Genomic DNA, 15483 nt, shown 5'->3' with positions numbered 1-15483 from the left:
CGTTTTAAATACGTTGCCAAATCAACCAAGCCATTCAAAATATCAGGTTGAACTTAACGCCCTAATACTGCACGCGGGTCAATAGGATTGCCATTTAAGCGTACTTGAAATTCCAATCCTACTTGATTGGTTTGACCACTGTTACCCATATTGGCAATACGCTGACCTTGTTGTACCGTATCCCCTTCTTTAACCAGTAGTTGGCTGTTATGAGCATACGCCGTGATATAATTATCGCTATGGCGAATCATAATGAGATTGCCATATTCTGGCAGACCACTACCTGAGTAAAGCACAGTGCCAGCTTGACTGGCAAGCACAGGATCACCAACATTACCAGCAAACCACATACCCATATTGCCAGCTGCTGCGTCAAAGTTGCGAGTCACCTGATTGCGACTTGGATACTCATAACCTGAGGTTGAGTTCGCAGTTACCTCATAGGCAGGACTTGATGAATTATTTGTAGGCACGTTCGTAGCGGGTGGCGTATAGGTATAAGCTGGTTGTGAGACAGTCGGCGTAGCGGTATTGTAGCTATTGTTGTTACGAGGGTTGTTACCTGCTGCTTGATTTCCTTCCCATAGCTTGAGCCATTGCCCACTATAAATCGTATACTTACTGTCTAGACCATTCATTGCGCCAATTTGACGATAACTGAGGCGATAACGCTCGGCAATCTGACTGACCGTATCACCACGTTGTACGCGATGATAATTGGGAACGCCTTGAGCATTGGTGATGATTTTAGGCCCAGCTTGGTTGGCTGCTTGGTAAGTAGGTTTTGTAGCACAGCCCACCATCGCAAGCGTCGCCACTGTCATCGTACCAATCAATGCCGCTGTTGCAAAGCGCGATCCCGCCATAAGCTTTTTCATACAAAATTTCCTATTCTTTGTGTTGCTCACAAATGCCTTGTGTGACTCAAAAAGCATTTGTTAACTGTTATACCGTTTAGTATTGAGTAAGTACCACCATGATAATTTTATAGCCGGTACCCTTTCTCAGCGTTCGCTATCAATAAGGCTGTACATATCTGATATCGTCTATCTACAAAGCCAATGCCGAAAGTCTATCCAAAGCGGCACTTGGCGTATGATGTAGGCGTACGGGCGACAAACTAATGTAACCTTCTGCCACCGCTTCATCATCTGTCAATGGTATAGCAAATGACTGATCTTTTTGGTCTAGCTCATCTTTAGCAGATAGTGATACATTTTCACTGTCTGCGAGCACTTCAGGTGGGGCTTTACGTAAAGACAACCAATAAGCATCTCGCCCGCGTGGGTCAATCAAGGGATGTACAGGACGTGCAACTTTCCTGTGACCCAAAGACGTTATTTTTCGGCCTTTGATATCATCGACGCGCCCAACATCAGGAATATTAACGTTTAATACGTGATAGGGCAAATTTTTACACTCACTCAATATCGAGGTTTCTACCAACAACTTAACAATTTCATCGGCAGCTATTCGATAATGACTGGCTTCTTCTTGCTGACTTCCTTTACTACCACCGCCCACTAGTGAAGTTGCAATTGCTGGTATCCCAAAAAGCTGCGCTGTTAACGCTGCGCCAAACGTACCAGAAAATAATACATCTTGACCAAGATTGGCCCCTGAATTGATACCTGTAATCACACAATCAAATGGTGTATCACGATATAACTCATGCAATGCTAAATAAATACAATCGGCAGGTGAACCATTAATAGCAATAAATCCTGAATCTAGCTGATGCGTATGTAATGGCATTGAAATACTCAATGCACTAGCACAACCACTATGCTCCGTCATTGGCGCGACCACCACGACCTCTCCGATAGTAGACAGTGCCTGATATAAGGCCAATAAACCTGGAGCGTACACTCCATCATCATTACTGATTAAAAATTTCATTTGTACTCAATATATTTATAGTTGACCGCTCGTCCACTTCTGAGTTTTATCATCATAGAATTGCTATAATCTGACCTGCAAGCAGCCGTAGTAGACTTCTACGGATTTTAATAAATAATCATTAACCCGATTTGTCAAAACAGCTACTACCAGTAAAGTTAGCTCAAAATCTAAGAAAAAACAATTGCACAAACCTTGTAATACAGCCTTCTATTTGCTCGAAAAGGTCATTTCAAAACCCCTATTAGAGCGAATTATACCTGAATAGTCGGTTCACACGAACCCTGTCTGCATTTAGAGTTTTTTTGATATTTTGAGTCTCAACAATGCTTTTTTGGTGACCATAGTGTGCTGATAGCAGTGAAATGACGAGGTATAACGTTACAATAGGCAATAACCTACAACAATGTGGACAGTTGCTTTTATACTGAAGTAACGTAGACATATATGCTACTGGTATGTTGCTAAAATAGGGCTCTGGCTCACAAGATATCTACACATAAATCAATATTTTATGTGACTTTTGTTTTTTTACCCATTAACATATGACCATTAAATAAAGATAAGTGAGTGTAATACTGAATGAAAAATCAATCGATATTATCTATAGCTTCTGTAATAGCAAAGACCGCATCAAAAGTTGGTTTTGCAGGACTGATAACGTCTGTTGCCATGTTTTCTCAAGCTTCTCTTGCCGCAAATAATCCTGCGACAACTATCCCCTTAGACATGTCTGGTATCAACATAACCAAACATGAAATTGCGGTTATGCAAGTGCTCTCAGAGATATGTCCACAGATGCTCAACGGTAAGCAGAAGCAGCGTTTTTACAAATCTTACAATGTTCAGCTTCATGAATTGATGCCCTCTTTAGAAGACCCAAAAGCGGCTATCCAATATCTGTCAACTCAGCAAGATTACCGTCAAATTCTACAAGGTATTCGTGGCTGGACAATGGGATTCTCAAAGCAAGAGAATAAAGCATTGTGTGAAGACTTAGCGGATGCTCAATATCAATAACCACAAGTAACAAGTAAGCTTTATCAAGAATATGTTTTGATGAGCTTACCTGTATCGCACTTAAGATATCTTCTTAGAATGTATCATGACCCGCTTCTAAAGAATAATGCCTACTAGAATCAACGACAATAAAACAATGGCATTATGAATTTTTAAGCGCTAAGTGATACGATAGATCAAATAAACTCGATACTGGTTTGTTGAGTTTACTGAATCAAGAGCTTGCTGTATGTTCGTTTTCAATAATGGACAATACAGCAGGCTTTTTTGTGGTTGTCAGATTTTGCGTATTAAAATACGGTAAACTCTTAGTAAGAGTAAACGTTTGATAATTATTAGACTTTGTTTTTAATTTGGTTCTTTTTTTTGCATTAACTGATTCCCCATCGGTTGGCATTTTGCTAAGATAAGGCGTTAATTTTATGTCTATCGCTTAATCATCACTACTCTCTCTCATAATTTATTTTGCAACAGAATTATTAATTCTTGTTGTCTAAAATAACGGCTGAGCGTCAATGTTATGCATAAGCGATAGATACATTTGGTTTCATGATGCGGTGTAACGATATATGACAGTAAAGCGTGTAAAAAACCAGTTCATACAACTGGTAGTTGGTGTAAGTATCTCTATGAGCGCAGTGATGGCAAACGCAGCCATTCAGCCACCTGAGATGGATAATACCGCTTATGTATTAATGGACTTCAATACTGGCGAGATTTTGGCACAGAAAAACGCCAATGAGTCACTTCCGCCAGCGTCTTTAACAAAAATGATGACCAGTTATATCATTGAGCAACGCTTAGCATCAGGTGATCTCAAAGAAGACGACCAAGTATTGATGAGTAAAAATGCTTGGTGCCGTGGCAGTAGCAGTCAGTCTTGCATGTACGTACCGGTAAATAAAACGGCCAGTGTCATCGATATGCTACGCGGCATTATCATTCAATCTGGTAATGATGCTTCAAAAGCAATGGCAGAACATATCGCTGGTAGCGAAGCCTCATTTGCTATATTAATGAATGAGCAAGCAGAAAAGATTGGTATGACCAACTCGCATTTTGTCAATTCGACAGGCATGCCTGATGAAGGCCACGAAGCATCTGCCTTAGATTTGGCAAAGCTTTCTCGCGCTATCATTAAAAACAGCGGTGAATATTACAGCATTTATTCTGAAAAAGAATTCACTTATAACGGTATCACGCAAGGCAACCGTAATGCTCTACTAGCCACTGACTCTACGGTTGATGGTCTAAAAACAGGCCATACTGATGCTGCAGGCTACTGCCTAGCTGCCTCAAGTAAGCGTGACGGTATGCGCCTCATTTCTGTCATTATGGGCACAGAAAGCCAACAAGCTCGCGCCGATCAGTCACGTGAGCTGCTTAACTGGGGTTTTGGTCATTTTACAACAGTCACCAAAGCGCCTGCTGGACAATTCGTTAGCAAGATTCCAGTATGGTTTGGTGAAGCAGACGAAATGGAATTGGCAACTGGTGACAGCTTACAAATTCTAACCACCAAAACACAAAAGAATAAAATCACCACTGTGGTTGATATTCCTGAAAGCTTGGAAGCACCAATCAAAAAAGGTCAAGAAATTGGCAAGATGATGGCGGTTATTGATGGCAAAGCAGTGGCGTCAGTGCCTATCGTAGCGACGAGTGATATCGAGCAATCAGGCTTTATGAGCCGCACGTGGGAACACGTAGTACGCTGGATAAAAAATCTGCTTTAAGCGAATGCTTATTCATTTAAAAACTGTTTAGCAAATTACTCATTTGATAAAACAGTTTATCTCATAAAAAAGACGCCCAACATAGGGGCGTCTTTTTTATGTCCATACCAACCAGCGCTTAAGCAAGTCGCTCAATGCTTTATCCTTATAAGTCGAGCTTTGACAATAATCGACGCCCGCTGCTTTTAAGAAGCGCTCAAAACTGTCTAATTGTCTTGCTTGGTGCTGAGGGTACCAATATATCAATAACGCACGATGCTCACTTTCAGATTGACGGATTTTTTTTGCCAACAACTCAGCTTTACTGGGAGCGACCCCTTCGGCAAACATGACCATATCAACCTTTCTCATATTAATATCCTCTAGCACCAGTTGTTCGTGCTGACGATAAATAACCGTAGCTCCCAAACGTTCTAGCTCTTTGCCTAAAGAGCCAACCTCATGAGAGTAGTAGTAAATAATGGTCTTTTTAGCCAAAAAATGCTTCTGTCGGGACTGACTCTGACTGGGCATCGCTACAGTCAGTACAAACTCCGTACCTACCCCTAATGTACTCTCTACTTCTATCGTAGCGTCCATAAGTTGTGCCATTTGCTTAACGACTGGTAAGCCCACCCCTGATCCTTCATATTGACGAGTCTTTGAAGAATCCACCTGAAAAAATGGATTAAAAATATCGTCAATATAATTGCTATCGATACCAATGCCTGTGTCTTTGACACTGATTTGCCAACGATTACTTTTATCAAAATGGGTCAATTGTGAGGTAATTATCACTTGTCCCGCTGGCGTAAATTTAATGGCATTACTAAGAAGGATGGCTAGTATCTGTTGTATTTTCTCCGCGTCACCTTCTAAATTATAGTCTATGTGATGGATATGACTGATTAATGTAAGCCCTCTTTTTTGAGCAATAGGTTCAAATGTCGCCAATAGATCCGCTAGCAACTGTAGAGGTTTGAACTCACTAAAAGTGACATTCATTTGACCTCTTTGTATTTGATTCAGCTGAATAATATGATCAAGCGATAGTACTAGCTTGTCGCTACCATTTCTAATAATTTGGACAGCATCTTTTTGCTCTATATTTAGAGTTTCATGGTCTAACAGTTGTAAGCCACCCACAATGGCATTCAGTGAGGTTTTTAACTCATGTGTGATCATGCTTTGAAAGTTATGAAGCTGCACATCGAGAGAGATATCTTTTTTATGTAGTTGCTGCTCAAAAACCGCAATCTCCTCATACTCTTGTCGCGATTTTTGTAAGCGACTAAACAACTTAATAAATGTCTGTTTGATCTGTAGCAATTCTTGGAAATCGAACTGTTGAGAAATGGTTGGTAGTTGTTTAAGATCTGAGGTCTTCAAAACAATGTCACATGCGTCAGTCAGTGTCTCTATGTCTCTAATCGGCCAATTGAGTTTGCGCAGGATATAAAAGGCACCAAGCACAGTCAGTATAGTAGCAATCAGCCAATATAGTATTATATTTTGGAACCAATATAAGCGCATTTTATCTACATCCAACGTGATGTTGATGTAACCCACTAAGGCACTGTTATCGGCGGCTGATGAGATACCTCGATTTGATAAAGCCGCATCTAACCGCTGACTGGCGTCTGACGCTCGAGGCGCTCTATCGTTACTGATGTAGTTACTAACCACTGGGTAGTTGAAGCTGACTGTGTCTGCAAATAAAGCATTTTTCCAATCGCCACTGGATTGATTAAGCCCATCAATTGGTTGAGGCGTTGAATAAAATAAAATGCTTTTGATGCTGGGTTCACTGTTTAACAAAAACGTCACTTGCTGCGCCACAATATCTGCGCTATCAGCTGTTGAAGCGCTTATGGTTAATAAAGTAGCAAACTGCTGGATGTTGTGGCGCTTCTCTTTATAGTGATGCAATAAACCATAAATAAAAGAGAACAAAAAGCCTGCCAACACCGCAAAGATGATGGCTTTGATGACAGAGCGCCAGATAAGTATAGAGATAGTTTTGGAAGGACGGTTGTTCATATCACTCAACTGAGTCAAGACAACTTTTATGTATATTACAGGTATTTTTGAGATGTGATAAGCGAAACTTGTAGATATTTGCCTAGTTTATCTCATGACAGACAAAACTATGGTAGTAAAGGGGCGTATTATTTACTTTACCGTACTCTTTGGCACGATAAAGTAAATAAACCGTTAAAAAACCTACTAATTAGCGTGGTTTTTTATCTTTGGTAGTGAATTTTTTCGCTCGATTGCGCTCACGTTGACGCAGCTGCTGCGTTTTGGCCTTGGTTGGCGTATCGCTTTTGGTTGCGTAAGGGTTATCATTTTGCTTAAAGATAACGTTAAGCGGCGTACCTTCCAGCTTAAATACTTGGCGGAACTGGTTCTCTAGGTAACGCTGATAGCTCTTAGGAAGCGCGCTGGTTTGATTACCATGGATCACAATCACAGGTGGATTATGACCACCAATATGAGCGTAGCGCAGTTTGATGCGACGACCAGCTACCGTTGGTGGCGGATTGGCTGTAACAGCATCTTGTAAAATTTGGGTCAAGCGATTGGTTGATACTTCAAACATTGAAGATTTATAAGCGCGCAAGATAGACGGATATAAGTTGCCAACGCCTGTACCATGTAGCGCTGATATTAGATGCACTTTCACATAAGGTATAAAGTTGAAGCGGCGATCCATCTCAATTTTAATATAGTCTCTTTGATCCTGCGTCAGACCATCCCACTTATTGATCGCAACTACCAAGGCACGACCAGCATCCAGTGCGTAACCAATCATATGCAAATCTTGATCGACAATACCCTCATGAGCATCAATCACAATAACGGTCACGTTTGAGTCTTCAATCGCTTGTAATGTTTTAATAACCGAGAACTTTTCTACTTTTTCATCGATTTTTCCGCGGCGACGTACGCCAGCTGTATCGATCAGTACGTAGTCTTTACCATCGCGCTGATAAGGAATATAGATACTGTCACGTGTGGTGCCAGGCATGTCAAAAACCACCACTCGGTCTTCGCCCAATAGACGGTTGACCAGTGTCGACTTTCCAACGTTTGGACGACCAATGATGGCAAGCTTGAGACCTCTAGGCTCTACGATATTCTCTTGCGCAGGCATATCTGCGGTCAACACTTCAAGCAAGTTCCCAACACCGCGTCCATGACTGGCAGCCATTGGATACGGTTCGCCCAATCCTAACGCATAGAACTCAGCAGGTGCGGCATCATGTACGCCATCAACTTTGTTGGCAACGACGTAAACAGGTTTGCCAAGGGTATGTAAGAATTTACCAATTTCGGCATCGGCACCAATCATACCAGCACGGGCATCCACGACAAACACGATAATATCGGCTTCATGAATGGCTGTATGGGATTGCTCAGACATGTAATCGTCAATGTTACCACTACCGTCATCTGCTTCACCAATACCACCAGTGTCAACCACGATGAAGGATTTGTCTTCATAAGTAGCATCGCCGTATTGACGGTCACGAGTCAGTCCTGACAAATCAGCAACCAATGCCTGCCGACTTTTTGTGAACTGATTAAATAAGGTAGATTTACCGACGTTTGGACGACCAATTAAGGCGACCACAGGCTTGATACTCATGGGTTACTCTCAGTGAAGGGCACAATGACGGACGGTACAGTGGCTCTGATAACAGTAGCGACAATGCTGTACTTGACCGTAAATTAAAATGAATGATAAAAATAAAACAATAGCAAAAATGATAGTGGGTTATATTGCGATTAGCAAATAGTATATAGGCCGTCTATATTATATATAAACACGCTACTCAGTCCAAAATAAAAGGCCTACCCTTGAGGTGGCGTTGTTTTAAAATGAATCGACTACCCTACCATATATGAATCACGCCTACGGCGTATCGGTCGCATAGAGTACGCGAAAGCCTGCGTTTAAACAAGCAGTTTACACAAAGCACTAAACGCTGACCAAGCAGCGTTTATATCTACATTTCACAATATTATCATCAATCAATTGGCTTTCTAAGGGTAGCAAAACAAACTTATTGATTCACTTCCGGCCAAAAAATTTAGCGCGCCAACTGCCAAATAGCCACTTGACCTGAAGTACTTTGTGTCATCAAACGACTGCCTTGTACTTGCAAGCTACTCAAAGCGCCTTTGGTCTCTACGCGGCTAACGATTTTTCCACTGGCTGGGTCAAATAGATGAACAACCCCATCCAAATCACCAACGGCAATATAGTTTCCAATCATCACAGGGTTGGTTAGATGACGGTACGCCAACTCTTCACTTTCCCAAAGCATCTCGCCCGTGTTTCTATCATAGGCCGCGACTTTACCATCCAAACTTGTCGCGATGACTTGTTGGTTGTTTACCGCAAGCGCTTTTAAGCTCGCCATTTCTTTAACGAACATTACTTGACGCGAGGCCAAATCAATACCGAGCAACTGGCCACTGTAGCTGACAGCAAATAACTGGTTTTTATCCACGATAGGCGTACCATCGACATCGCTCATACGCTCGACTTCGCTACTACCTGTGCCAACGCCGACGCGTCTTGACCACTGCGGCAGACCACTATCCGTCGTTACCGCATGCAATCGACCATCAGCAGTCGCCAATAGTGCCGTTTTATTGTCTAATAACGTTGGGGCCGCACTACCACGTACACTGATAGCAGGTACTTGTGTAGCAAACTGCCATACAGGTTGGCCAGTTTGTAACGACAATCCATGCAAAAAGCCATCATTTGCAGAGAGAATCACACGGTTATTGGTGATAAGTGCTGACGTTAACACTGTGCCTGACAACTGCTGCTGCCAGCGTTTAGCACCAGTCGTGCTGTCAAACGCCATGATCTGACCATTACGCGTACTTACAATTGCTGTCTGACTCAATGCGTCTAGCGCCACACCGCCCGTGATTTGGTCGCCTGCTTGGACTGACCATACACGTTCGCCTGCACTGTTAAAGCCTGTTAAATCACCGCCACGTGAAGCAGTAACGATCTGTCCATTGGCATAACCCACTTGCAAGTCTAGCGGATCTTTTTTGCTGGCTTTTTTATTACCAACATCAGTGCTAAACACAGGTTGTAGAACACTGATAGGTTGCGCAATTTGCACCAATTTTACTGGCTCATTGACCACCGGCTTGATGCCACGATTACACCCAATCACTGCAGTGCTCATCACTGCCAGTACTGCTACATGCATAGCCGTCGTTTTGAGGGTTTTGGCTTTAAATATTTTGCTAGAGCGAATAGATTGAGTCATTATAGGTTCTCACTACAAATAAATTATTAATAATTAAGTAAAGCGCCAATGCTATTATTAGTCAATAGCGCTCATTACTATACAATTACGGTGTAACCTCGGCAGCAGCATTTTGTGCAGCGCCATCTTGTACCAATGGCTGTTCTGGTGCCGCTGACTCTTGAATGAGGCTTGCTTGCTCATCGATAGGCTCAGGCACAATCCCCAAACTCTCCATCTTTAACGCCAATACTGCACGCGTTTCCTGACGATTGCGTAACAGCTCCCAAGCATTATTGTACGATTTAACGGCTGAGTCTTTGTTGGCTTGCGCCAAATAGATATCACCCAGTAATTCTTGTTGACTCGGCTCAAACGAGCTTGGCATGTCTTTACTGGCTTCTGTCAATGCACCGTCTGCATCACCTGCGGCCAACAACGTCGCTGCATAGCGCAAACGCGTGATTGCTTCTAAACCTGCATCACCCAAGTCGATTGTCAGTGCTTTTTTGAGTGTCTCGCCTGCTTCTGCAAACTCATCATTATCGACTTGTTGGCGAGCTTTAATCATTAGCGCCTGCCAAGCATAGACAGAATCTCCATGCTTACTCACTAGCGCATCGATATCTTTATTAAGTTGCGTACGACTCTGTGTCAGTGCGTCTTGTGCCTCTGCTTCTAAATCTGGGTTTTGCGAGGCCAAACTGACCTCTTCGTTTAGTCGCTGTATGTCTGCATAGTGATCCGCTGCCACGGTATCTACCCGCGCATGGTTATTCTGCCAATAGGTCCAGCCAAAATAAGCGGCCAGTGCCAATAGAATCGCAGTGACAATATAGCTGCCATATTGCTTTAACGCTTGCATTGAATTGTCTGCATTTGGCGAATTAGGTGTCAGAGCCATACATATTTACCTGATAAAATTGATATTAAGTTGCTGCTGCGAACGTCAACGCCAATAATATATTGGCATTGACGGTTGACGCGATGAATGAACACTCAGTTGCGAGAAAAATTGTCTTTGTTTACAAGCCAATCTTGCGCAACTGTTTTTTGCTCACCTGTCTGCATGTCTTTAATGCTGATGGTATTATCATCGAGCTCTTGTTGCGCGATAATAACCGTCAATGCAGCCCCTGACTTATCGGCTTTTTTCATTTGCGCTTTTAGACTTGTCGCACTTGCCATTTTGACTCGTATGTCTGGACGGCTATAACGCAGGCCTTGCGCATAACCAATACCGGCGCTATACACTTCTGGATGAGCAACCACGAAAACATCACAAGCTGGCACGTCAGTAATTGGTGCTACGGCTTCCATCAGCAGTAATAAACGCTCAAGTCCCATGGCGAAGCCAACCGCTGGCTCAGATTTAACAGGCTTGCTGCCATCCGTACCTATAGACTTTAATTGTCCTACCAGACCATCATAACGACCGCCTGCACACACAGTAGCTTGGCTACCAAGTTTGTCCGTGACCCACTCAAAAACTGTTTTGTTGTAATAATCTAGTCCGCGTACCAAGTGTGGGTTGATATCAAACTCAATACCAAGCGCACTTAAGTAGCTTTGCACTTGCTCAAAATGTGCCAGACTTTCTGCCCCTAAGAACTCAGCAAGCTTTGGCGCATCTGCTAAGATTGTCTGCGTACTCGCCTCTTTACTGTCTAAAATACGGAGTGGATTGGTGGTTAAGCGGCGTTGACTGTCTTCATCAAGCTGATCTTTTTTATCCGTCAAATAAGCAACCAACGCTTCGCGGTATGCATGACGCTCATCCAGCTCACCTAAGCTGTTGAGTTGCAAACGCATCTCATCTCGTAGACCCAGCTCTTGCCACATCAAATGCGTCATCGCAATCAGCTCAGCATCAGCGTCGGGCAATGCACTACCGAAACTCTCTACACCCAGCTGGTGAAATTGACGATAACGCCCTTTTTGTGGACGCTCGTAACGGAACATTGGACCGATATACCACAATTTGGGTGTATCACCACGCAATAAGTTGTGTTCGATAACAGCGCGTACTGCCCCTGCCGTTCCTTCAGGACGCAACGCCAATGGCGTTGGTGGCTCAGACTTGTCAGTAAAGCTGTACATCTCTTTTTCAACAATATCTGTTGCGCCGCCAATAGCACGGGCAAATAAGTCTGTTTGCTCAACGATTGGCAAACGAATATGTTCATAACCGTATCTGCCAAGCACATTCGCCAATATCGCCTCTAAATGCAGCCACTTTGCAGACTGTTCTGGCAAAATATCATTAAACCCTTTAATCGCTTTAATCATGGTACGGTCATATCCTTAAAATTTCGAACAAGTGTCTCTATTATTGTTGTTTTTGCTCACAGCTGAGCATCATTTTTCATGCAGTACTGAGTCAATACTACGGCGCTATTATCAGCCACCATACGGTATCTCGACCTATTTGACTCGTATAATCTCATTCTCGCGCTTTTTGGCCAAATCTTCTGCATGAGCTCGCACCATGCCTTCTATCTCATCAACCAAGTTATTGGTATCGATCAAATGGCTCTTATTGCCCATGCGATATACCAATGATTTTGGCGCGGCTCCCACGATACCAATATCAGCTTCTTTGGCTTCGCCTGGACCATTAACCTTACAGCCAATCACAGACAGATTCAGCGGCTCACGAATGTCTTCTAAGCGCGACTCCAATGCAGTCATGACTTTGATCACATCAAACTCTTGACGTGAGCAGCTTGGGCAAGCAATGAAATTGACACCGTTAGAGCGAATGTTTAGTGATTTTAAAATATCAAAGCCAATTTTGATTTCTTCTTCAGGCTCAGCGGCAAGCGAGATACGAATGGTATCACCAATCCCATCTAACAATAAACCGCCAAGAGCAATCGCAGACTTTACAGCGCCTGTACGATATACGCCTGCTTCTGTGACGCCCAAGTGTAGTGGATTATCAATTTCTGCCGATATCAAGCGATACGCATCCATGGTCAAAAACACATTGCTGGCTTTGACAGATACTTTGTATTGATCAAAATTCAAGCGTTCTAATATATCAATATGACGCATCGCTGATTCAAGCATCGCTTCGCCAGTTGGCTCAGTGTATTTACGCTGAATGTCTTTTTCGAGCGAGCCTGCATTGACGCCAATACGAATAGGAATATTGTAATGCTTGGCACACGCAACCACTTCACGTACTTTGGCATCGCTACCGATATTGCCTGGATTGATACGTAAACAATCCGCCCCTGCTTCTGCAACAGCCAATGCAATTTTATGATCGAAATGCACATCGGCGATTAGTGGTACGCTGACCAATTTGCGAATTTCACCAAAAGCTCTGACAGAATCCATGGTTGGCGTCGATACACGCATCAAATCAGCACCTGCTTCAACGCAGCGCTCAATTTGTGCGACCGTTGCTGCCACATCACAGGTATCTGTATTGGTCATGCTTTGTACACTAATCGGCGCATCACCACCAATCGCGACATCACCGACATATATTTTTTTGGTAAGACGACGGTTAATAGGCGCTGACGTTGACATAGACTAACCCTTTATTTGGAGCGAAAAAACAAAGAAAAAAACATACTCATAGCAGCTTTTAATAGCTATCAATCACAGCTCTACCGTTAAGGCGCGAGCTCAAAGCTGGCTTTTTTATCAGTGGCATAAGTGTCCAAAGCCACTGTTTCTTGATTGAGCATTAAGCTGACATTATCGATATTGTCAATTTGCACATTAAATGGTGGCGTACCTGACAAATTATAACTACCAGAGGTTTGGGCATCTGTCATAAGATCATTACCAGTGGCATCTGTGATTGTCACGTTGGCTGTATCAGTCACGGTGACGACTAAAGCAGCCTCGCTTGCATTGGCATCACCCAAATTGAGTGCCGAGCCCGACGAGCCAATACCACTAGTATTGCTGATCGCCGCACCTTGCGCTTGTTCGCTGGCTGAAATGTCTTCGACTGTAGATACAGGCTCTTCATTGTGTTCTTTACTTGCATTACTGACCATACGGAATAAAAATACGGCTAATACAATAACCCCAATAACCGCTAAAATCAGTAAAGGATTGAAACGAATACGATTGTGCGTGTCACGCTGTAATGTACCCATTGGACGCAGCGGTGTGTCTGTACTATTTGACGCTTGCACCTTCAGTTCATTAGGATAAGCAGCATCGAAGCTACTGGCGATCTTTATCGGATCCAAACCCAGATATTTGGCATAATTGATGGCAAAACCACGCGCAAACGCTGGTTGTGGCAAATCAGAGAAATTCTCATTCTCTAAAGCTTGCAAATGACGCTTCAAAATAAATAGCTCAGCCGCTGCCTCATCTATACTGACTTTTTTATTTTTACGGGCTTGCTGCAACGTAGCACCAAATGATCCCTGAGCGTTAGATTGAGTGTTTGATGATGGGGTGGTCATTTCCATGGTGCCTCTGGATTATTAAGCCAAATCTTAAGTTGTTTTGCTTCATCACTTAGTGGATAAGCGGATAAAAGCTGCTGTGCCAATTGCTGGCGGGTTTTTATGTTATTTTGCGCAGCAGCCAGTTTGATGCCTTGTATTAGCAAGCGCGGGCTAATACCTTGCCCCTGTACCAATATCAATGTTTCATCATAAAGCCTTTGTGCTTGTGGGACACGCTGTTGCTCCAGCAATAAATCTACCAGCTCGATATGAGCAATGATACTATTTCGATTGCCATCAAGCGCACGTAAAAAAGCTTTAGCAGCAGCATCGCGCTCACCCAGCTGAAGGTAGGTACGCCCTAAGTTTTCCAAAGCGCCAATACGACCTTCATATCCTAATGCCGCACCTGCAATCTCAAACTGCGAAGCAGCCTCACGATAGCGTTTGGTCTGTGACAAATAAACGCCGTAATTATTGTTGGCTTGCACAAACTCTTTATCAAGCATGATCGCTTTTTTAAAATATTGATCGGCTTTTTGAAGATTGATGCTGCTGCCCTCTTGTTGCAGCAAAACGCCCATCATATCATAGGCTGGCGCGTAACGGCTATCAGCAGCAAAGGCTTTTTCAAGCTGCTGCTGTGCCGTATCAAGCTCGTTTTTTCGGATATATTGCGCGGCAAGTGAGGTACGTACGCGGGCAATTTCTTGTTTGTCTAAGTTACGATTGTCGTTGGGACGCGTTGACGTTTGATAGGAGGTACTACCAGTCAAATCGTTGGTAGGCGTACTTTGGCAACCAGCCATTAGCAGTCCTGCTAGGGTTGTCGCCAGTACCATACGCTTTGGCAACGCTGTTTGAACTGTCACTATATGTGACGCTTTATAATCTTGAGAAAATGGTTTTTGATATTTGAACTGACAAGAATTTTTAGAAGTCATCATAGCCGCCATCATAAAACTGCGCTTCAGTGCGTTCGATCCTCGAGGCATCAGTTTAATAGATTTAGCCCCTATAAGTACAATTTAGTTGTGATTAATTGCTGTACTCTGCATTACTTGTCATTATTGATACATTTTTATTACCGTTGTGATAGATAGAAGACAACTAATATCCTATATCGGTTATTTATCAGTG

The 15483-nt window shown here is 43.1% G+C and carries 12 protein-coding genes; 2 read left to right on the top strand and 10 right to left on the bottom strand.

Annotated features, from left to right (window positions below):
- Positions 1–53 precede the first annotated feature (53 nt).
- Together A3K91_RS03840 and surE are read right to left on the bottom strand one after the other, a co-directional pair.
- Positions 54–878: a LysM peptidoglycan-binding domain-containing M23 family metallopeptidase gene (locus A3K91_RS03840; RefSeq protein ID WP_062844077.1), complete on the bottom strand. Its 825-nt coding sequence runs from the start codon at positions 876–878 to the stop codon at positions 54–56.
- Positions 879–1050: 172 nt separating this feature from the next.
- Complete coding sequence (gene surE / locus A3K91_RS03835) at positions 1051–1899, bottom strand: 5'/3'-nucleotidase SurE (RefSeq protein ID WP_062844076.1); 849 nt, start codon at positions 1897–1899, stop codon at positions 1051–1053.
- A gap of 582 nt (positions 1900–2481) precedes the next feature.
- On the opposite strand from surE, the gene A3K91_RS03830 reads away from it, so the two are divergent.
- On the top strand, positions 2482–2919 hold the full coding sequence (locus A3K91_RS03830) for an MCR_0457 family protein (protein WP_062844075.1): 438 nt from the start codon (positions 2482–2484) through the stop codon (positions 2917–2919).
- Between the two features lie 569 nt (positions 2920–3488).
- Positions 3489–4655: a D-alanyl-D-alanine carboxypeptidase family protein gene (locus tag A3K91_RS03825; RefSeq protein ID WP_062844074.1), complete on the top strand. Its 1167-nt coding sequence runs from the start codon at positions 3489–3491 to the stop codon at positions 4653–4655.
- A gap of 96 nt (positions 4656–4751) precedes the next feature.
- Here A3K91_RS03825 and A3K91_RS03820 read toward each other — a convergent pair whose 3' ends face one another.
- The 8 genes from A3K91_RS03820 to pilW form a co-directional block, all read right to left on the bottom strand.
- Entirely contained in the window at positions 4752–6674 is a 1923-nt protein-coding gene (locus tag A3K91_RS03820) for a sensor histidine kinase (RefSeq protein ID WP_062844073.1), read from the bottom strand.
- Between the two features lie 190 nt (positions 6675–6864).
- Positions 6865–8286 (bottom strand): ribosome biogenesis GTPase Der, encoded by a 1422-nt coding sequence (gene der / locus A3K91_RS03815; RefSeq protein ID WP_062844072.1) that lies wholly within the window; start codon positions 8284–8286, stop codon positions 6865–6867.
- A gap of 445 nt (positions 8287–8731) precedes the next feature.
- On the bottom strand, positions 8732–9940 hold the full coding sequence (gene bamB, locus A3K91_RS03810; RefSeq protein WP_062844071.1) for an outer membrane protein assembly factor BamB: 1209 nt from the start codon (positions 9938–9940) through the stop codon (positions 8732–8734).
- Positions 9941–10025: 85 nt separating this feature from the next.
- A complete protein-coding gene (locus tag A3K91_RS03805; protein WP_062844070.1) occupies positions 10026–10823 on the bottom strand; it encodes a YfgM family protein in 798 nt (265 codons plus the stop codon).
- 95 nt (positions 10824–10918) lie between these two features.
- A complete protein-coding gene (gene hisS, locus A3K91_RS03800; protein WP_062844069.1) occupies positions 10919–12208 on the bottom strand; it encodes a histidine--tRNA ligase in 1290 nt (429 codons plus the stop codon).
- Between the two features lie 135 nt (positions 12209–12343).
- Positions 12344–13459, bottom strand: coding sequence for a flavodoxin-dependent (E)-4-hydroxy-3-methylbut-2-enyl-diphosphate synthase (gene ispG / locus A3K91_RS03795; protein WP_062844068.1), 1116 nt, complete (start codon positions 13457–13459; stop codon positions 12344–12346).
- Between the two features lie 86 nt (positions 13460–13545).
- Entirely contained in the window at positions 13546–14358 is an 813-nt protein-coding gene (locus tag A3K91_RS03790; protein ID WP_062844067.1) for a helix-turn-helix domain-containing protein, read from the bottom strand.
- Positions 14355–15290 (bottom strand): type IV pilus biogenesis/stability protein PilW, encoded by a 936-nt coding sequence (pilW, locus tag A3K91_RS03785; RefSeq protein WP_228139901.1) that lies wholly within the window; start codon positions 15288–15290, stop codon positions 14355–14357. The genes A3K91_RS03790 and pilW overlap by 4 nt, the downstream gene beginning before the upstream one ends.
- Positions 15291–15483: the final 193 nt, after the last annotated feature.

It is taken from the genome of Psychrobacter alimentarius (assembly GCF_001606025.1).
GTDB classification, from domain to species: Bacteria; Pseudomonadota; Gammaproteobacteria; order Pseudomonadales; family Moraxellaceae; genus Psychrobacter; species Psychrobacter alimentarius.
Note: the sequence above shows the minus strand (reverse complement) of the source record. Positions and strands in the feature narration are given on the sequence as shown.

Excerpts from the sequence above, each read along its gene's own strand:
- A3K91_RS03825 (WP_062844074.1), top strand. The coding sequence starts at position 3,489 with ATGACAGTAAAGCGTGTAAAAAACCAGTTCATACAACTGGTAGTTGGT.
- bamB (WP_062844071.1), bottom strand. The coding sequence starts at position 9,940 with ATGACTCAATCTATTCGCTCTAGCAAAATATTTAAAGCCAAAACCCTC.
- A3K91_RS03805 (WP_062844070.1), bottom strand. The coding sequence starts at position 10,823 with ATGGCTCTGACACCTAATTCGCCAAATGCAGACAATTCAATGCAAGCG.
- A3K91_RS03820 (WP_062844073.1), bottom strand. The coding sequence starts at position 6,674 with ATGAACAACCGTCCTTCCAAAACTATCTCTATACTTATCTGGCGCTCT.
- hisS (WP_062844069.1), bottom strand. The coding sequence starts at position 12,208 with ATGATTAAAGCGATTAAAGGGTTTAATGATATTTTGCCAGAACAGTCT.
- surE (WP_062844076.1), bottom strand. The coding sequence starts at position 1,899 with ATGAAATTTTTAATCAGTAATGATGATGGAGTGTACGCTCCAGGTTTA.
- pilW (WP_228139901.1), bottom strand. The coding sequence starts at position 15,290 with ATGATGACTTCTAAAAATTCTTGTCAGTTCAAATATCAAAAACCATTT.
- A3K91_RS03830 (WP_062844075.1), top strand. The coding sequence starts at position 2,482 with ATGAAAAATCAATCGATATTATCTATAGCTTCTGTAATAGCAAAGACC.
- A3K91_RS03790 (WP_062844067.1), bottom strand. The coding sequence starts at position 14,358 with ATGACCACCCCATCATCAAACACTCAATCTAACGCTCAGGGATCATTT.
- A3K91_RS03840 (WP_062844077.1), bottom strand. The coding sequence starts at position 878 with ATGAAAAAGCTTATGGCGGGATCGCGCTTTGCAACAGCGGCATTGATT.
- der (WP_062844072.1), bottom strand. The coding sequence starts at position 8,286 with ATGAGTATCAAGCCTGTGGTCGCCTTAATTGGTCGTCCAAACGTCGGT.
- ispG (WP_062844068.1), bottom strand. The coding sequence starts at position 13,459 with ATGTCAACGTCAGCGCCTATTAACCGTCGTCTTACCAAAAAAATATAT.